Raw genomic sequence first — 17,176 nt, forward strand, 5'->3', positions numbered from 1 at the left:
GCCTGAACCGCAAGCTGTCGGATGTGTTACATCCGGCTTGGCAAGGGGCGCTACGCCCCCGTTGCATCCCCAGTCATCTGGCCTGTCGTTTCAACCCATTTCCTACCAGCGTCGCCCTCGTTGGGGCGTGCTTACGGTTCATGGATCTCACGACAGGCCAGCGCAAACGTTTGGCCGTTTGCATCCACCAGGTCAGGGAACATCAAGTTCCCTGACGGCCTATAACTAGGCCTTCTTCGCCCGAGTGGCTTTCGCCGGAGCCTTTGCCTTTCGGCCGCCTTGACCAAGGCCGAGCGCTTTAGCCATCGCCGAACGGGCTTCGCTATAGGCGGGGGCGGTCGTCGGGTAGTCGTTCGGCAATCCCCATTTCGCCTTGTACTCCGCTACGGTCATGCCGTGCGTGGTCAAGTGTCGCTTTAGGGTTTTGTACGGCTTGCCGTCCTCGAAGCTGATGAGCGCATCCGGTGTGATCGACTTCCTGATTTGGCCAGCGGTCGGCTTGGACACAGCCTCAGCCTCCGGCGTCTCAGGGGCGCCGATGCCTGACAGAGCCGCGTATGTCGCCTTGATGAGCGCTGGAAGATCGGCGACGGCAACGGTGTTGTTTCCAACGAAAGCGGAAACAACCTCGACGGTTAGGGTGATGGTGTCGGCATTTTCCGCCATGGTCAGGCCCTTTGAAGAGGAATCGAAGCGTGTGTATTGCACCAATATTCATGCTCCACAAATGAGCGAAGATTTTGGGGGTAAGGCGGGCGCATCAGTTGACGATAGCGTGTCGTGGTCGCCACAATCTGGCGTGGAGGCCCCGCATCTCAACGAACGATTTAGCGAGCTTAGGCGGATGACCCAATGTCGATGAAATGCCCGGCAATAGCTCCCACCACCATCATTGCCGACGATCCGCAATTGGCGGCCAAGTTATCATGCCGACTGGCGCGGAAGGGCGTTTATCTACCCGTTGTTGATGGCCCGAGGCTTGCTCGTGATGACCGTGACGCTGAAATCGGGCGACGGCACAACGCGGCCGCCCGGGCAAAGGCCAAAAAAATCCTGCTCTGCGGCCTTTCAGCGGCAGCGGAGGAAGCAATGCGTAAAAGCTTTCCTTCGCACCGAGTACAGGTGGTTCAGAGCGCCGATGATGCTCAAGCAATTAGCGCAGACGAATTTCGGACACTCGAACCTGTTATCTGGGGACGTGATCGAATAGGTGTTGGCCTTTTGAAGGCTTTGTATTTTGGATCTGATATAATATTTGAGGACAGGCCGTCGCCTATCGAGACCGTTCAATCTAGGTCTGGCCATTTCGTTGTAGTTGAAGCAGGCGAAGATCTTTCAGAGGTAATCGCGGCAAACTATGCGTTCGCTTTGGGCGCAGGCCTTTGCGTCATTCCGCCCGTTCCTCGCGACGTAGCCGAAAATTTGCTTGAGACATTCTACGGTGCTCAGGAGAACCCGGATCAATCCGCGACGGTGACGCTCGAATATCTGAAGCAGCGGCTAAGGGAACTGGTTGGATCGCCGCCTATCCCAGATGGAGGCTCGATCACCTTTGTAACGAGGGATCTGCCATTCGGCTTCGCATTCCCGGCGGTGCCGTCCACACACCTCTTCAGCTATCCGGACTTTGGAATATCAGTAGTCAATGGCTTGGCTGCTGAGCAACCCGGAACTCGGGGGATCAACCTTGCCGTTGTCGTTGATCCGGAAAAGACTTCTGCCCCAGAAATCGAGGCTTCCGCGAAGACATTAGCCAATCGCGGGGTCATGGTTCGCGGTTATCGGGGGCGAAATGCCAGCGTTCGCGAGGTTAGCGACATGGTAGAACTATTTCCGTACGATCTTCTTGTTTTCGCGACGCATTGCGGTGATATCGACGGATACCGCTGGACATATGAATTCATAGATTCAGAAGGTCATTCTCGTAGACTGGTTGTGGATATTGCGCTTGGCATTGCTGCCACTGACGAGCCCAACAGGGTCGGGGTCACGGAGTTCATGCGGTTTCATGAATTGGACGGCGTCGATTGGACTGATCCCGATAAAGAACAAAAGCTATACGTTGGCATGGCGATCAGAGATTTTGTGGAGTCTCGCGACGGCGATAAGATCAAGCCGATTTTGAAAGAAACGATACCCCGCGTGGCGGGATCTGCGGCGTTACAAATGAACGACAACATATATGTCCCTTTGCCGCAATCGGTGGCTAACAATGGAACGCCCATAATCATCAATAATTCATGCGTATCTTGGCATGAACTTAGTCAAAGGTTTTCATTTTCCAGTGCGCGAGCTTATGTGGGAACGCTCTTTTCAGTTTCAAACATCGAGGCAGCGGAAATCGCTACTAAGTTCCTAGACAAGCATTTTGGAAAGTTTCTGCCGCATGCACTTTGGGCGGCGCAGAATGCAGTTTACGGGCAATCGACGCGCCGCCCATATGTGGTTACGGGCGTCTACACCCAAAGACTTAGGGTAACGAGTCAGGACATGCAGAAAATACTCGTCGAAAGCTTGACCGATGGATTGAGGCATTGGTCGTCACGTGCGGCAGAAAAACGTCCCGACAGTGAAACGGTCGCAAAGCGAATTCAGGCCGCCGTACGATACTATAAGGAAGAGCTTGGTTTCGTTAAAGCAATGTGGCCGGTAAGGTCGCAGTGATACCTAAAGTCTTGGGGTGCAGCACTGAGGAAAGCTCCTTGAGCGCTCCCGATCCCACCGGAGAGCGCTCACAAAATCACCTCTAAAATTATTCGTGGTCGCGCACGGGTGTGCGCGTTAGCTCATAGAGTTGTGCAAAATACTTGTCTGCAAGCGTGCGCGCCGTTTCGGGAAGGAGGCGCTCGATTCCGCCTACAAATGGCGAACCTTCAAATATTGGGTTTCCCGGGGCCATCTTTGCATTAGCTTGAAATGTCTTAAAAAGCCAATCCAGAACAGGCTTGGCTTCTTTGTGCCGTATCCTCCCTTCGTGGCTGGGTGGAACGGAAATGCAATCCCATTCGAGTTTCGAATATTTTCGCGCAGTCACGACGAAAACGTACGGGATCTTCTGACTCTCACAATAGTAGAACCAGTCGTCGATAGCCCCTCGATCGCGACTTGAAAATTCTCGCCAGCATGGATCGGGCAGGTCTGGGCGAAGCAAAGTTTGTGTCAGCGCGTCAGTAGCTTGCTCGCCGTAACCCAATTGTACGAGGCGTTCACGCCAACGCGTGTCATCCACGGTGACAACGTCTTCCGCTCCTATGGCCGCGTCAGCCATTCGTGCCCGTAGTGCGGCATGTGTAAGTTTGCCCAGCCCGGCAGCAAGTGCTTCGCTGAGATGAGATGACCTAATGTTCGGGAGGCTTCTACGTAGCTCGCTCTTCGCGAAAGCGAGATTGTCCGGGGTCAATCGAAATACGGCCATGACGCCGCTCCTTGTCTGAAACGCCGACGGTCGCCGATTACACACCGGCATCCAAAGAGGAGCGGTTGCAGGAAGAAGTGTGGACGGTTCGCTTTGACCCGGCGACAGGTCTGGTGGAACAACCGGAGAACACCGTAGACTGATTCAGTGCGCAGCGTAAGGCGTTCGGATTCGCCCCCCCCCCCGTGGGCGTGGCGTGGTCGCCGTGTTCAGAGTGCAATTTCAGATCTACACAATAGTTGGAGATGTAAATGAGCATGTTTCCCGACAAGATGTTGCCTATGGCGTCGGCAACGCCACAGCAGATTCAGGAATTTCAAATTGCTTGGCTCAATCGACGCATAGAGACTTTGGAGAATATCGTCTTCGAATTGCTCCGGGATCGCGTAAACCACGAAGGTGTTGAGGCGTATCGCAAATTCCTGACCAATCCCGGCTTCGGACCTTCAAGCGCCTACATAAAAGATCGCGGGAAGCGGTTTGTCTGGGAAATGCAGCAAAACTTCCCGCCGGAGAATCTGGAGTGGCCGCCTATCGAAAAGGGCGAACCAGACTCTGAAGCATCATCGTAGGTCGAAAGGCTTGGGGCGTTGCCCCCAGCGCACTTCGGGGAGCTTTCCGCCCAGCTTCAGTCGCGTCCCGCGCCTTGCAGCCGGGTCCCCGCGAAAGCTCCCCTCCGTTTGCACCCCCATCTCGCCGATGGGCAAGGGTTCGAATTCGAACCCATTCCCAACTAGCAAGAGCGGACGTAGATCACTTCTGTGGCTGCGTGGACGGTGGCGGTTTGATGGGCACGGGGGTGGTCTTTGGCTTCACGCCCTCAACTGCCTCGGTCTTAAATGCGGGTTCGAGCTTCTTCCAAAGCTTCTCAGCTGGATCGATTGCCGAGACGACAGCCAACACCACGGCGGCTATCGTCAGCCAGCCCACCCAGCGCTGAAGGTTGAGATTCTGGGCCGCGACGAGCAGGTTACCGCTTTGCATGGCCAGCGTTTTCAAGCTGGTGTCCTGACGGCCTAGCTCACGCGCCCGTTGCGCGATGGTATCGTTGAGCCATTGAACAAGATCTGTGTCTTCTTCCCCCTCGCGATGGGATTTTACAAGAAATGTATTGTCGCCCTTTCGCCGTTTTTCTTCATTGAGCCTGGCGAAGTCGTGCGCCATTGACGCAACGTCTGCACTTTCCAACGTCATTTTGCGCAGGAGGGAAAGCGCAGCGCTGGCGTTCCGGCGTCTGAGGCCCAATTCGGCATCCCGCAAGCGGCTCAGCCGCGCGGCCATCTCCCGAACAACCGAAAGCAATCCCCACTTTACAACGAAATCATTCATCTCATTGTCGAAGACATCAGGGTACCTATCGGGGTCACTGCCGTAAATTTTGGTGTCCAGAACAGATAATGGCTTTCGATCTGCGACGAGAGCGCCATGGAATGAATCGCGAAGCTCTCGATTGAGCGGCCATAGAAATCCCACACCCGGCCATTGTGTACTTTGTCCCCATTCGAATTTCATCTCGATTTCAAGCATATCATCGATCTTTGAGCGCGGAAGCTCTGGATTGTGATCGATCATCAACAGCTCGCACATGGGAAGCCGCTTCGGATCGGAAGCGGATAGTATGCCGGGCACGTTGTCTTTAAACCATTCAGCTATTTCAAGCCGAAGAGATCTTCTCTCCTGAATTATTGCTTGACGTTTTTGCTCTTCGGGTCCGAGGACTGAGTATGCCCTGCCATAGGATTTGAATAGGAGGTCATGATCCTTGCTGAGGATGTCCATGAATCTCGTCGAACGCTTCTGTGTAAGGTTGAAGCGGACAATCAACGCGGTGACGGACGGCGAGATGTGCAGCAGGGAAAGTGATGCGTGATCGGCAAGATCCGGCAGTGGCCCGACCTTTGCGCGCGTCCAATGGCGCTTGTCGCCACGGCGTTTGATCGCGCCGAGCGATGCCCAGCCTGTTGGTCCCGAAGCTTCTCGCATTCCAGTGAGCCATTCGGTTGGATCGAAGTCGGAGAATATCTCCTTCTTGCCGAGGCTCAGCTTCTCAAGCCGCTTTCGCAGCATCGGGATTGAACTGGGGGTATAAAAATCTACCGCCCAAACACATTGAAGAGTCGCCTCCTCACCATCTTGGGGGCGCGTTTCAGTGTTTTCGACGTCCTTATCTCGGCGACTGTGTCCCAGCGCCCGCTCGCGGCTGGGATGGGGAATGATCGGAAGGATGCAGTGCAGGCGAAGTCTGTAGAAATAGATCCGGTGTTTTATTTTCTGCCGAAGTTTTTCCTTTAGATTGTCTTGTGGCAACGGGCACCTTCACTGTTCTGCTGAAAGGGTGACGTGCTTCAGCGGGGAATTGATCTATGTTACTTTAGTAATCCCAAGATTGTAGCGCAAGGCGCAGCTTGGTGCGGTACTTTGCGGTTACCCGAGTTCCAGCCCCCGGCCTTTTGGCCTTGGCGCGGGATCACGGCCACGGTCGGCGCGTTCGGTGTGATTGGAGGCAGCGCGGTTGAATTCCCGCGATGGTTCGGATTCCACGCGCTGCATGTCGCGGTATTGGGCGGCATCCTTGTAGAGAAGCAGCACTTGCCGGGCATGGCGGTGTCTGGCTTCAACGATGTCGGCTTGAAGTGTCCGGCGTTCCACCATCTGCGCCTCGATAAGGGCATGGCGTTGATCCCGGTCCCGTTGCAGGCCGAAAAATGCCTCGACCTCGTTTTGCTTTTTGATCTTGGCATGTTCGCCGGAGATCCGATCCCACAGACCCCGAAACCCTTTCGCGATCCGCATGGCGCGTTCACGGGTTTCGGTCTGATGACGGCGGCGCTGCCCCTCATCCAGCTTTTCACGTTCTTGGGCGTGACGCGTCTGGAGGTCCTGCCGTTTCTCCAGCAGCGGTTTCATCTGGTTGGCGGCAATCCGTTTGGCTTCGCGGATATGGCTTTGCAGGCGCGGCGTCATCGTTTGCACGATGTGCTGACGTGTCTCATCAACCGAGCGCAGGCTGTCAGGTTCACCGAGCTTGGCGACAACTTCCTTGGCCTTCTTGTCCACCATGCGCGACAGGGCGAAAACTTCGCCTTCATGCGTCATGATCACATGGCCGCGCCTGTCGCCCTTGGCGAGAAACAGGCCACGGGTCTCAAGCTCTTTGCCAAACGCCTGTGAATCCGCCGATACGGCCCAGCACTCCTGAACCGTGGCTTTCACCGCCTTGGCGTCGAGTCCGGCGCGGGAGGCTTGCTGATACTCGGCGAGGGAAAAATTGCGCGGATCGCGCAGCTTGGAATCCACGAACCCGCGCGGCATTTGCCAGCCGTTTTCGAGGTAGAGCTGTTTGGAAACATCGCGCAGCTTCATTTTGAAGAACGGCAGATCCCGCGCCGTCATGGTGTTGGCGTCAATCCGCGACCAGACACAATGCGCGTGACGACGGCCTTCCTTTTCGTGGAAGACCACCATTCGCGGCTGTCCTGTCAGGCCCAACCGCTCTTCAATCTGGTCAATCGCCGTTTCGAAAACTTCGGCGCGGACGCTTTCGGCCTGTGGCGGGCTTAAGGACAGCGAAAACAGGTACTGGCGGCACTTGGTCCCAAGCGACATGGCTTGGACTTCCTTCATGGCTCCCATGACGGTTTCCGACATGAAGCCGCGCACCTCGTGGACTTCCACATGCTCGTTGTCGCGCTGGTTGGTGAGATGACGCCCTAGTTCAGTTCCTCCGCCCCTTTTCGATGCCTGAAGGATCATAGCTCATCTCCCAGACCGAGAGCGGCGATCAACAGGCGGCGAAGTTCGGCGACATCGCGCACGGCTTCCAGCAGGGCGGCTTCCGTCTCCTCGGTGACGGGCAGGGTTCCGGTATTCGCACCCCTTGCCAGTTGGTTCAGATTGTTGGCGATGCGTGATTGACCGAGAAGGCCCATCAGCTTCGTCAGTGCCAGATGATCTTTGACCGGGGCTTTGCCGCGCACACGCGGCGGAGGTTTGTCAGGATTGAACACCCGCCATTTAATGTAAGCGCCTAGAGCCATTCCCACGGCGTCACGCTCAAGACGCGCCCGCTCTTCGTGCGTCAAACGCACGGAGAGAGTCGCGGAAGAGGGCATCGCTTTGGGTTCCTTCATTGTGAAATTGGCATAGGCGACCGCACCCGCGCCCTTGGGTGGAAGGGGACGGATCGAGATCGTTCGTGGGTGGCGGAATCAAAAAGGGCGGCATCGCTGCCGCCCTACGGGTCTAGGTCATGTCAAAGCTGGGTGGTTTTGGGCGCGTCACCTTCCGAGCCTTGCGCTTGGCGGGAGGCGCAATTGGCACCGTTTCTATGGGCGCAGGCTCATGAGTTATGTGTTCGAGAACGTGGCTCCAATCGTCCAGCGTGGCGAACAATTCGTTCAATGTGGGACCGCTAAGGTCCACCATTCCCTTCCTTCAAATCGATGCTTTCCGCTTGCGGTTGCGCGCATGCGTCCGCGGCGGACTTGGTCCGTCCTCCACGACTATTGGATGAGACGTCCCCGGCCGTAAGGTCAAGCTGATCCTCTTCTGTGGCGCACGTTCTTCGATGTAGAGCTTGTATTTATTTCTGACATTGAAGATCTGAGCGCAATTGCATCTGAATTGTGTTCAAGTTGCTTTATTTATTTATGCGTCTCAGGAACGAGTGCCTTATGGTTGCGTTCTTTAGGGGCTCGTCGAAATAGTAGAGCGAACGCTTACGGATCCCTGAGCTGGTGATCCGATTGTTGTTGGCGAGCGCCAAGGCGTGCTCGCGATCTCCTTTAATCTAGTCGTCGCAACCCTGGCTTTCGCCGGGTCGCGATCTGGCGCGCCTGTTACGGCGCGGCCCGAGGTCACGGACGCCAATTCCTGTCCGGAGCGTGTCTCCAAGGAGCTGAGCCGTGACTCATGTCTTCCGATTGTGCGCCTTTTGCCTGGCGGCGCTGGGCCTTGGGCTGATCCTGGACGGCTATGGCGCTTTCGCCGTGGCGCATCCCCGAACCCTCGCCACCGCCGTCGTGGCGGGGATCCCGGCCCGACTGAAGAGCGGGCTGAGGGTCGAGGTGGTCGACTCGCTGGTTCCCGTCCCGCCGCTGGACGGCGCCTTGCCGTTGCAAGCGGCGTTGGAGCCTTGTCTGCCCACGCCGCGCCTGGATCTGGCGCTTCTGCGGCCGTCGCTGGTGCGCGGGTGACCGCCCCGGCCTCGCGCCGCCGCCTGCTGGGTGCGAGCCTGGCGGTCCTGGCGATGGGCCGCGCCGCAAGCGCGGCCGCGCGACCGCTGCTTCCCGCGGTGACGCGGATCAGATTGGGCGACGACATGTCGCGCACCCGGGTCGTGCTCGAATCCGACATGCCGCTTCAGGAAGTCTCGGCGGAAGTCGTCGACGGTCTGGTCCTGGACCTGTCGTTCGGCGCGGTGGCCAAGGTCGAGATGACCGGCGCCGGACGCGGCCTGGTCTCGCAATGGGATTTCGACTCGGACCCGAAGGGGTTTCGCGATCGTCCCAGGCTGCGCCTGGCCCTGAGCGGACCGGCCGAAATCAAGGCGCGCTTTTCGCTGCCGCCAACCGAGGGGGCCCCCGGCTATCGCTATGTGATCGACCTCGTCGCGTCGCGAAAGTCGCCGCGACCGCTGATCGTCATCGACGCGGGCCATGGGGGCCACGACACCGGCGCGCTGGGTTTCTCGCATAGAGAGAAGGATCTCACCCTCGCCGCCGCCCTCGTGCTGGCGGCCGGGCTGCGCCAGTCGGGCGCCTATCGCGTGGTCCTGACCCGGGAGGACGACACCTTCGTCGCCCTGAGCGACCGTCTGGTCATCGCCCAGGCGGCCCAGCCTGATCTGTTCCTGTCCCTGCACGCCGACTCCTCGCCGAACTGCAATGTCTGCGGGGCTTCGGCCTACACGCTGTCGGACAGCGGCACGGCGCGGGCGGCGCGCGGCGTTTCCCGGCGCGCCAGCTTCCTGCGGACCGCCGCGCCGCGTCAGGACGACAACGACGTCGACGCCATGCTGGTGGACCTGGGACAGCGCTTCGCCCGCAACTGTTCGGCCCGTTTCGCCGCCGGCTTGCTGGACCGCCTGGGCGCGGTCGGGCCGCTGGTGGCGCGCAGCCACCGGGAGGCCGGCTTCATGGTGTTGCTGTCACCCCAGATCCCGTCGGTCCTGCTCGAAATGGGCTTCATGACCAATCGCCTGGACGAAGACCGCCTCGCCGATCCGCGAAGGATCGCGCAGATGGCGACGGCCGCGCGCCTGGCCGTCGACGACTACTTCGCAGCCCCCCGCGATTTCGCGTCCCGCGACGTCGCCATCGTCAGGAGCCGATAATGTCTCTCTTCTCCGGCAAGGTCATGTTGATCGCGGGCGCGGTCGCCACGCTCGCCCTTAGTTTCCAATTGGGCGTGTTCTACGGGCCCGAGCGCCGCGATGCTCTGTATCGTGAATATTCCGGCGCTGGCCGGGTCGCGGCGGTCGCCGCCCTGCGGCCGGCCCTCGCCCGGATTACGCAGACCGCGTTGTCCCAGGTCCAGGCCGCGGCGTTCATCGAGACGCCGGCGCCAGGGGCCGAGATCCAGGGCGAGTACGGACGGCCCACGGTCGCGCTGGAGCAACGCGCCTGCGACAGCGCCGCCAAGGCCGATCTGGCGCGCGCGGCTTCAAGCGCGGGGACGCCGGGTCCGGCGCCGGTTGTCGTGGCCAGCGCGAAGGAGGAGGACTCTGTTTCGACCTTGCTCGCCCTTGGCCTCTCAGGCGGCGTCGGGCCGTCGTGATCGCGGCGGGCCTTGATTTGACGGGGTTTCTCGCCCTGGTCCAAGTTCCGGTTCCGGGGGCGTTCCGTCGGTCTTCCGACGAAATGGCGCGAATGTGGCGCCTTGGCCACACCCGATTTCGATCCTAGCGCGTTTGTCGTCGTGAGGTTGCTCCTGAGCGGTCTCAAGACATTCACGTAGAGGGTTCACATCATGAAAATCCGGTTGCTGGCTGGTGTCGCGACGCTTGCGCTTTGCGCCGCGTCGGGCGCCTCCGCCCAAAGCGCATTGAGCGGATGGTACGTCGCCGGCGACGTCGGGTACCATTGGGCCGACGGCGTCAAAGCCAACTCGTCCACCACCGCCTCGGAGTGGACGTTCTCCCCCGATGACGATTGGGCCGGCTTTGGTCGCATCGGCTACAAGCTGACGCCGAACTGGCGCGTCGAAGGCGAGTACGGCTATCGCTCGGGCGACATGTCGAACGTCCGCGGTTCGGCCACGCCGGCGGGGCTCTGCACCCCGGGCATTCAACGCACCACCGCCGCTCCGACCTGCGGCGACGTGGATGGCTCGTTGAAGGCCTCGACGCTGTTCGCCAACGTCATCTATGACTTCATGCCCGACTCCAGCTGGCGTCCGTTCATCGGCGCCGGTATCGGTACGGCCTGGGTCCACAACAAGGTCTACGGTCAGCTGGCCAGCGTTCCGGCCGGCGCCGCCGCCTTCCAGAACACCAGCATCGACGACGTCGACCAGGCCCTGGCCTGGCAAGGCATCCTGGGTATCGCCTGGGACTTCGCGCCGAACTGGTCGCTGGATCTGACCGGCCGTTATCTGCAGACGGACGATCTGCAATGGGGTTCGGTGACCAGCAACGTCGGCGGCGCTGGCCGCGGCGGCGCGGTGACCGACGTCGGCACGTTCGAAGGCAAGTACAAGGACAGCTCGGTGACCCTGGGCATCCGCTACACCTTCGGCTCGCCGCCGCCCCCGCCGCCGCCGCCCCCGCCTCCGCCCCCGCCGCCTCCGCCGCCCCCGCCGGAAGCTCCTCCGCCGCCCCCGCCGCCGCCGGCCTACGAGGCGCGTGAGTTCGTGGTCTACTTCCCGTTCGATCAGTACGTGCTGACGCCGGAAGCCCAGGCCGTGGTCTCGCAAGCGGCTGACTACGCCAAGGGCGGCAACGCCACGAAGATCACCGTGGTTGGCCACACCGACACCTCGGGTTCGCCGAAGTACAACGCCAAGCTCTCCGAGCGCCGCGCCAAGGCCGTCGCCGACGCCCTGGTTGGCGCCGGTGTCCAAGCCACCACCCTGGCGGTGGATTGGAAGGGCGAAAGCGAACCGGCCGTCGCCACTGGCGATGGTGTGAAGGAACCGCTGAACCGCCGTTCCACGATCTCGATCAACTTCTAAAGATCGCGATCCAGACCAAAGAGAAGGGCCCGGCGGCGACGCCGGGCCCTTTTTCTTTCCTCCCTCGCGCAGCGGGGGAGGTGGCGCGATGCGAATACGCATCGTGACGGAGGGGGCAGCGCTGACGTCTCTTGAAAAGAAAGACGCCCCCGAGCGGATCGGGAGCGTCATCGTCCGGAACTCCCGAGAGGGCGTCGGGGACCGGTCAGGCCGACATTCTGGGGGCGTCGGCTCTCATGGCGAACTCGGCGTCAGGGTCGCTGCTTATCCGGCAGGGCGGCGGCTTCCTCGGGCGAGAGGGCGCGAACCGATTGCACCGCGCAGTGCAGCGGACCCGCGCCGCTGCGGGTGATGATGGTGGCGGGGCGGCCGTTGCACAGCTGGTCGTTGAAGCTGGTGTCGAAGGCCAGCACGCGATAGGTCCCCAGCCCCGGACAGGCGCCCACCAGGGTCACCTGGAACACCGCCCCGGTCTGCAGTTTCACATTGATCACGCGATCGTCGACGGACGCCCAGTTGGACATCCGCGCGGTGCGAAAACATTGGGCGGGATCGGTTTTGGGAGGCGCGGCCTGGACCGGGGCGATCGCCAGACCGGTCACGGCGGCCGCCGAGGCGGCGAGGACGAGGACCATGCGCTGCATGAGCGTTCTCCAGTTTCCCCGTTCAGCCGATTATACCGCTCCAGGTTCGGGGCGCGATGAAAATCGCGAGGGCTCGACCAGCGCCGACAGGGCGCGGGGCAGGGGCGAGGGCAGGGTGAGGATCCGCGCGGCCAGGTGCTCGGCCAGCAACGGCGCCAGGCAGAAGCCGCGTCCGCCCAGGCCGCCCAGCACGAACAGCCCCTCCGGCGCGGCGGGAACCGCTCCGGCCAGCGGCAGGTGGTCGGCGGTCGTCGCCCGCACGGCGGCGCGGCCTTGCAGCGGGGCGTCGGCTAGTCGGGTCGCCAGGCCTGGCAGGCCCTTGGCCAGGGCTTGTAGATTGCGGGCGTCGTCGGCCTGGCGGGCGTCGGTCTCGACCTCGCCGCGATCGTGGGTGGCGCCGAACAGCACGCCGTCGCGCGTGGGAACCGCATAGCCGCCGAAGGCCGTGGGCGGGGGCGCCGGATGGTCGGTCCAGGTCGCCTGGCCGCGCACGGGGCGGATCGGCGCGGCGGGCCACAGCGCGGGCAGGCCGGCGCCGCCCGCCAGCACCACGGCGTCCACCTCGGCCAGCCGGCGATCTTCGACGTCGAACAGCCGCCAGACGCCGTCCTCGCCCGCCAGCCGGGCGGCCTGGGCCGATGTCGACGGTCCCCGCCAGGCCGCGATCACCTTGGCCGGCTCTACAACCAGGGCCTCGGCCATGTTCAGGGCGGTCCCGACCGGTTCGCCCAGCCGGGCCGTGGCGGCGTCGGCGGCGAGCACCGCCATCGTGTCCGGCTCGAACAGGTCCTGGGCGGCCACGGCGGCGTGGCGTTCGTCATCGCGCGGCGCGACCGACAGCTTCAGCACGCCGCGCGCGATGATCGCCTCGGGCAGATCGGCATAGAGGGTCATGGCGCGGGCGAAGGCTTGGGCGGGCAGGGCGGCGCGCGGGCCGCCGCCGGCGTCCAGGGCGGGGGTGACCAGGGCGGCTGGGTTGCCCGAAGCGGGAGCCTGGTCCGCGTCGAACACCTGGACTTCCAGCCCCTCGGCGCGGGCGGCGCGGGCCATGGCGGCGCCGGCGATCCCGCCGCCGATCACCGCCAGGCGTCGTGGACGGCGCGGGGTCTCGGGCGCGCCGGGCATGACCGCCTCCAGCCGCTCCTTCTTGCGGCCGAAGCCCGGGCGCTTGTCGACCTGGAAGCCGGCGGCGGCCAGGCCGCGTCGCACCGCGCCCGCGACGGTGAAGGTGGCGGCTCGCGCGCCAGGGGCGCTGCGCGCGGCCACGGCGGCCAGGATTTCCTCGCGCCACATGGCCGGGTTCAGGGCGGGGGAGAAGCCGTCCAGGAACCAGGCGTCGGCCGCGCCGTCCCAGGCGGCCAGGGCCTCCTCGACGTCCATCACGGCCAGGTCGAACGTCGCGTCGAAGCCGGGCAGGTCGATACGGTGAAAGCCGCGCGCCCGGCCCGGCCAATGGTTGAGCAGCACTTGGGCCGCCTCGCCCAGCTCCGGCCAGACGGCCAGGGCGCGGGCCGCCTCGCCACGGGTGATCGGGTGGGCCTCGATCGAGAAGAGGTGCAGGCGCTGGCCGGGCGCCTTCTCCTGTCGCCACAGGTCCAGCAGGGCGGCGATGTTCAGGCCGGTGCCGAAGCCCAGCTCGCCGACGGTGAAGTGGTCGCGCCCACGCCAGGCGTGCGGCAGGTCGCAGCCGGTCAGGAACACCGCCCGGGTCTCGGCCAGGCCGTCGGCGCTGGAGAAGTAGACGTCGCCGTACAGCGCCGACTGGGGCATGCCGTCGTCGCGCCAGATCAGCGGGGAGGCGGGAGAAGGGGCGGCGGGATCGCTCATGGGCCGCTTATAGGGCGGTGAAGGCCCATAAAAGAAGGGCCGCCCTCGCGGACGGCCCTTCCGATGTCTCGAAGACGATGGGCGCCTTAGTGGGCCGCCGGCTCGGTCTTCTTTTCGGTGGTGGTCGTGGTGGTGGTGGTCGCGCCAGCGGCGGCCGGAGCTTCGGCGGCGGTCGTGGCGTCGGCGGCGCCGGCCGGAGCGGCGGCGGCGTCAGCGGCGGCCTTGTTGGCGTCGGCGGCGGCGGTGGCCGCGTTCGAAGCCGCGTCGGTGGCGGTGCTGGCCGAGGCGGCGGCGTCGGCGGCGGCCTTCGAGGAGGCGTCGGCCGCGGTTTCAGCCTTCTTGCCGCAAGCGGCGAGCGACAGGGCCGAAACGGCCACGCCGGCGATCAGGATCGAGCGGAGAATCTTGGTGGTCATAGGGACTTCCCTTGCGACTGCTTTTTGTGGCGACCACGGCCGGAGAGGCCGCGTCACAACATCACAGAACATCAGTTCGTCAGCAGGGGCAAGGCATTTGTTCACGGATCCGTGATCGGTCCGTGAACGCCGCGATCAGACCTCGTTCGGGATCTGCTGCAGAGCTTCTTCCAGCTCCAGGAAGCTGGGCTGGGCTTCGCTCGGCACGTTGCCGCGGCCGATTTCCACTGAGATCTGGGCGGCGTTGCCGTGCAGGTGGGCGACCAGGACGGCCTGGATGATCTTGTAGAACGCGCCCTCCTCGTCGACCACGGCGGTCAGGCGGGTGGCGAACGGGGCGACCAGGCCATAGGCCAGGAACACGCCCAGGAAGGTGCCGACCAGGGCGCCGCCGATCATCGCGCCCAGCACGGCCGGCGGCTCGGTGATCGAGCCCATGGTCTTGATGACGCCGAGCACGGCGGCGACGATGCCCAGGGCGGGCAGGGCGTCGGCCAGGCTCTGCAGGGCGTGGGCCGGGGCCAGGCCTTCATGGTGGTGCTTTTCGAGCTGCTTCTCCATCGCGTCCTCGACCTGGTGGGGGTCCTCCAGGTTCATGGTCATCATCCGCAGCGTGTCGCAGATGAAGTCGACGGCGAAGTGATCGTGGGTGATCTTCGGGTAGCGCTGGAAGATCGTGCTGTCGTTGGGCTTTTCGATGTGGCTTTCCAGGGCGATGACGCCCTTGGACTTCATGGTCTTGGTCAGCAGGAACAGCAGCGACAGCAGGTCGCGATAGTCGCTGGTCTTCCACTTGGGACCCTTGAAGATCTTGCCGAAGCCGCCGCCGGTGGCCTTGATCACCGTCATCGAGTTCGAGATCAGGAACGAGGCGATGCCCGCGCCGAGAATACACATCAGCTCGTGCGGGGCGGCCTCGATGATCACGTCCATCTTGCCGCCGGACATGATGAAGCTGCCGAACACGAGGCCGAACAGCAGAACGATGCCGATGATCTGAAACATGACGAAGGTAGCCCCGGGTAACTTGCGCCCGGATCATCGCCGTTAATGCTTAATCCAAGGTGAGCGGTGATTTGCGGCCCAGTTGCGCCTTTCGCCGCAGCCGCAGGAGCGAGAGGGTTTTGGACGGGGCCGTCTACCCCGGTCCGTTTTCCCGGCGAAGGCCGGGACCCAGGTCGTAGGGCGGTGAGTTTGGGATTGTCGTCCGATACGACGGCTGGACCTGGGCCCCGGCCTTCGCCGGGGAGACGGATGAAAATGGCGATTCCGTTGGCGGCCATTAGGCTCTAACAGATGTTTGACGCCGCTGTTTTGAACAAGCCGGGCCAACCGGCACGCGTCGTGTTGGAAGGGGGGAACATGACCGCAGCCAGCCCGGACGTCCCATTGGACGAGCGCGCCAAAGGCCGGGCCTTCGCCATCCTGTTCGCCGTCCTGCTGTCCAGCGCCGCCGGCAACACCGCCCTGCAGACCGTGCTGCCGGCGATCGGCCGCGAGGTGGGCATTCCCGACGTGCTGATCAGCTCGATCTTCTCGCTGTCGGCCCTGGCCTGGGGGGTGATGTCGCCGGTCTGGGCGCGGATGTCCGACAAGCGCGGCCGCAAGCCGATGGTGATCCTGGGCATGGCCGGTTTCGCCGTGTCGATGCTGGGCTTTGGCTTCTTCATCCTGATGGGCTTGAAGGGCCTGATGGTTCCGCTGGCGGTGTTCGCCGGGGCGGCCCTGTCGCGGGCGATCTTCGGCCTGGTCGGCAGCGCCTCGAATCCGGCGGCCCAGGCCTATGTCGCCGACCGCACCGCGCCGGCCGACCGCACCAACGCCCTGGCGACCATGGCTTCGGCCAGCGGCCTGGGCACCATCCTGGGGCCGGCCGTCGCACCGTTCCTGGTGTTTCCGCTGCTGACCCTGTCGGGGCCGATGTTCTCGTTCGCCCTGATCGCCGGCGTCGTGCTGATCCTGGTCCTGCGCGGCCTGCCCGAAACCCAGGACGAGATCCCCGACCGCGTGGGCGCGGGCAAGGACAAGCCCCGGGCCCGGGTGCGCTGGAACGACCGGCGGATCATGCCCTTCATCCTCTACGGCTTCCTGCTGGCCAGCGCCCAGACGGTGAACCAGCAGACCCTGGGCTTCATGGTCATCGACCAGTTGCGGATCTCGCCGGCCAAGGCGGCGGCCTTCGCCGGGATCGCGATGATGGGCGGCGCGGTGGCCAGCCTGCTGGCCCAGTGGGGGCTGATCCGCATGCTGCGGCTGGTTCCGCGCCAGCTGCTGTGGCTGGGCGCGACCTGCGCGGGGCTAGGCAACCTGATCGTCGCCTTCTCGCCCGACTATCACACCCTGGTGGTCGGTTTCGCCCTGTGCAGCCTGGGCTACGGCTTCGCCCGGCCCGGCTTCACGGCCGGCGCCTCGCTGTCGGTGGGCCATGAGGAGCAGGGCGCGGTGGCCGGGGCGATCAGCGCCATCAACGGCGCCTCGGTGATCATCGCCCCGGTGCTGGGCGTGGCGCTCTACAAGTGGGCCCACCCGTCGCCCTATCTGATGAACGTCGCCATCCTGGCCGGCCTGGTCGCCTACGCCCTGATCGACCCGGTCATGCGCAGGGTCGGCGACGCGAGCGCCCCGCGCGAGGCTCGCGACGAGGCCCAGGTCGTGGACGCCAGCTCGATCGACGCGACGGGACCGCACTGAGGGTCTGCAAT

The 17,176-nt window shown here is 63.1% G+C and carries 16 protein-coding genes; 7 read left to right on the forward strand and 9 right to left on the reverse strand.

Translation table 11 applies throughout. The features are described from left to right. Positions 1-225: 225 nt before the first annotated feature. Entirely contained in the window at positions 226-666 is a 441-nt protein-coding gene (locus tag G3M62_RS04655; protein ID WP_165191189.1) for a Ros/MucR family transcriptional regulator, read from the reverse strand. Between the two features lie 186 nt (positions 667-852). Between G3M62_RS04655 and G3M62_RS04660 the strand changes: the two genes are divergently transcribed. Further along, positions 853-2,664 (forward strand): hypothetical protein, encoded by a 1,812-nt coding sequence (locus tag G3M62_RS04660; protein WP_165185102.1) that lies wholly within the window; start codon positions 853-855, stop codon positions 2,662-2,664. Between the two features lie 88 nt (positions 2,665-2,752). On the opposite strand, the gene G3M62_RS04665 is transcribed toward G3M62_RS04660, so the two are convergent. Then, positions 2,753-3,415: a hypothetical protein gene (locus tag G3M62_RS04665; protein ID WP_165185103.1), complete on the reverse strand. Its 663-nt coding sequence runs from the start codon at positions 3,413-3,415 to the stop codon at positions 2,753-2,755. A 251-nt stretch (positions 3,416-3,666) separates the two neighbouring features. On the opposite strand from G3M62_RS04665, the gene G3M62_RS04670 reads away from it, so the two are divergent. After that, positions 3,667-3,987, forward strand: a complete 321-nt coding sequence (locus G3M62_RS04670; RefSeq protein ID WP_165185105.1) for a hypothetical protein — start codon at positions 3,667-3,669, stop codon at positions 3,985-3,987. A 181-nt stretch (positions 3,988-4,168) separates the two neighbouring features. Here the strand turns inward: G3M62_RS04670 and G3M62_RS04675 are convergent, their stop codons facing one another. The 3 genes from G3M62_RS04675 to mobC all read right to left on the reverse strand — a co-directional run bounded on the left by G3M62_RS04675 (position 4,169) and on the right by mobC (position 7,503). Then, positions 4,169-5,722: a hypothetical protein gene (locus G3M62_RS04675; protein WP_165185106.1), complete on the reverse strand. Its 1,554-nt coding sequence runs from the start codon at positions 5,720-5,722 to the stop codon at positions 4,169-4,171. 117 nt (positions 5,723-5,839) lie between these two features. After that, complete coding sequence (locus tag G3M62_RS04680; protein ID WP_165185108.1) at positions 5,840-7,168, reverse strand: relaxase/mobilization nuclease domain-containing protein; 1,329 nt, start codon at positions 7,166-7,168, stop codon at positions 5,840-5,842. Next, the gene (gene mobC / locus G3M62_RS04685) at positions 7,165-7,503 is read right to left on the reverse strand and encodes a plasmid mobilization relaxosome protein MobC (RefSeq protein ID WP_205691944.1); all 339 of its coding nucleotides are present in this window, start codon (positions 7,501-7,503) and stop codon (positions 7,165-7,167) included. The genes G3M62_RS04680 and mobC overlap by 4 nt, the downstream gene beginning before the upstream one ends. 816 nt (positions 7,504-8,319) lie before the next feature. On the opposite strand from mobC, the gene G3M62_RS04690 reads away from it, so the two are divergent. The 4 genes from G3M62_RS04690 (at position 8,320) to G3M62_RS26745 (ending at position 11,587) form a co-directional block, all read left to right on the forward strand. Further along, the gene (locus G3M62_RS04690; RefSeq protein ID WP_165185111.1) at positions 8,320-8,610 is read left to right on the forward strand and encodes a hypothetical protein; all 291 of its coding nucleotides are present in this window, start codon (positions 8,320-8,322) and stop codon (positions 8,608-8,610) included. Continuing rightward, complete coding sequence (locus G3M62_RS04695) at positions 8,607-9,749, forward strand: N-acetylmuramoyl-L-alanine amidase family protein (protein WP_165185112.1); 1,143 nt, start codon at positions 8,607-8,609, stop codon at positions 9,747-9,749. The genes G3M62_RS04690 and G3M62_RS04695 overlap by 4 nt, the downstream gene beginning before the upstream one ends. Continuing rightward, the gene (locus G3M62_RS04700) at positions 9,749-10,192 is read left to right on the forward strand and encodes a hypothetical protein (protein WP_165185114.1); all 444 of its coding nucleotides are present in this window, start codon (positions 9,749-9,751) and stop codon (positions 10,190-10,192) included. Before G3M62_RS04695 ends, G3M62_RS04700 begins: the two co-directional genes overlap by 1 nt. Before the next feature lie 192 nt (positions 10,193-10,384). After that, a complete protein-coding gene (locus G3M62_RS26745) occupies positions 10,385-11,587 on the forward strand; it encodes an OmpA family protein (RefSeq protein ID WP_165185115.1) in 1,203 nt (400 codons plus the stop codon). 251 nt (positions 11,588-11,838) lie between these two features. Here G3M62_RS26745 and G3M62_RS04710 read toward each other — a convergent pair whose 3' ends face one another. From G3M62_RS04710 to motA, 4 genes are all read right to left on the reverse strand, one after another. Continuing rightward, positions 11,839-12,231 (reverse strand): DUF6491 family protein, encoded by a 393-nt coding sequence (locus G3M62_RS04710; protein ID WP_165185117.1) that lies wholly within the window; start codon positions 12,229-12,231, stop codon positions 11,839-11,841. Positions 12,232-12,261: 30 nt separating this feature from the next. Continuing rightward, positions 12,262-14,058 (reverse strand): bifunctional tRNA (5-methylaminomethyl-2-thiouridine)(34)-methyltransferase MnmC2/FAD-dependent 5-carboxymethylaminomethyl-2-thiouridine(34) oxidoreductase MnmC1, encoded by a 1,797-nt coding sequence (mnmC, locus tag G3M62_RS04715; RefSeq protein WP_165185118.1) that lies wholly within the window; start codon positions 14,056-14,058, stop codon positions 12,262-12,264. Between the two features lie 86 nt (positions 14,059-14,144). Beyond that, entirely contained in the window at positions 14,145-14,474 is a 330-nt protein-coding gene (locus G3M62_RS04720; RefSeq protein ID WP_205691945.1) for a hypothetical protein, read from the reverse strand. A gap of 135 nt (positions 14,475-14,609) precedes the next feature. Further along, complete coding sequence (gene motA / locus G3M62_RS04725; RefSeq protein ID WP_165185120.1) at positions 14,610-15,479, reverse strand: flagellar motor stator protein MotA; 870 nt, start codon at positions 15,477-15,479, stop codon at positions 14,610-14,612. A gap of 357 nt (positions 15,480-15,836) precedes the next feature. Here motA and G3M62_RS04730 point away from each other — a divergent pair, with 357 nt between their 5' ends. Then, the gene (locus tag G3M62_RS04730) at positions 15,837-17,165 is read left to right on the forward strand and encodes an MFS transporter (protein ID WP_165185121.1); all 1,329 of its coding nucleotides are present in this window, start codon (positions 15,837-15,839) and stop codon (positions 17,163-17,165) included. Positions 17,166-17,176 lie beyond the last annotated feature (11 nt).

It is taken from the genome of Caulobacter soli (assembly GCF_011045195.1).
In the GTDB taxonomy this organism is placed as follows: Bacteria; Pseudomonadota; Alphaproteobacteria; order Caulobacterales; family Caulobacteraceae; genus Caulobacter; species Caulobacter soli.

Coding starts and splice junctions, on each gene's coding strand:
- G3M62_RS04655 (WP_165191189.1), bottom strand. CDS start 666: ATGGCGGAAAATGCCGACACCATCACCCTAACCGTCGAGGTTGTTTCC.
- G3M62_RS04660 (WP_165185102.1), top strand. CDS start 853: ATGTCGATGAAATGCCCGGCAATAGCTCCCACCACCATCATTGCCGAC.
- G3M62_RS04665 (WP_165185103.1), bottom strand. CDS start 3,415: ATGGCCGTATTTCGATTGACCCCGGACAATCTCGCTTTCGCGAAGAGC.
- G3M62_RS04670 (WP_165185105.1), top strand. CDS start 3,667: ATGAGCATGTTTCCCGACAAGATGTTGCCTATGGCGTCGGCAACGCCA.
- G3M62_RS04680 (WP_165185108.1), bottom strand. CDS start 7,168: ATGATCCTTCAGGCATCGAAAAGGGGCGGAGGAACTGAACTAGGGCGT.
- G3M62_RS04700 (WP_165185114.1), top strand. CDS start 9,749: ATGTCTCTCTTCTCCGGCAAGGTCATGTTGATCGCGGGCGCGGTCGCC.
- G3M62_RS26745 (WP_165185115.1), top strand. CDS start 10,385: ATGAAAATCCGGTTGCTGGCTGGTGTCGCGACGCTTGCGCTTTGCGCC.
- G3M62_RS04710 (WP_165185117.1), bottom strand. CDS start 12,231: ATGCAGCGCATGGTCCTCGTCCTCGCCGCCTCGGCGGCCGCCGTGACC.
- mnmC (WP_165185118.1), bottom strand. CDS start 14,058: ATGAGCGATCCCGCCGCCCCTTCTCCCGCCTCCCCGCTGATCTGGCGC.
- G3M62_RS04720 (WP_205691945.1), bottom strand. CDS start 14,474: ATGACCACCAAGATTCTCCGCTCGATCCTGATCGCCGGCGTGGCCGTT.
- motA (WP_165185120.1), bottom strand. CDS start 15,479: ATGTTTCAGATCATCGGCATCGTTCTGCTGTTCGGCCTCGTGTTCGGC.
- G3M62_RS04730 (WP_165185121.1), top strand. CDS start 15,837: ATGACCGCAGCCAGCCCGGACGTCCCATTGGACGAGCGCGCCAAAGGC.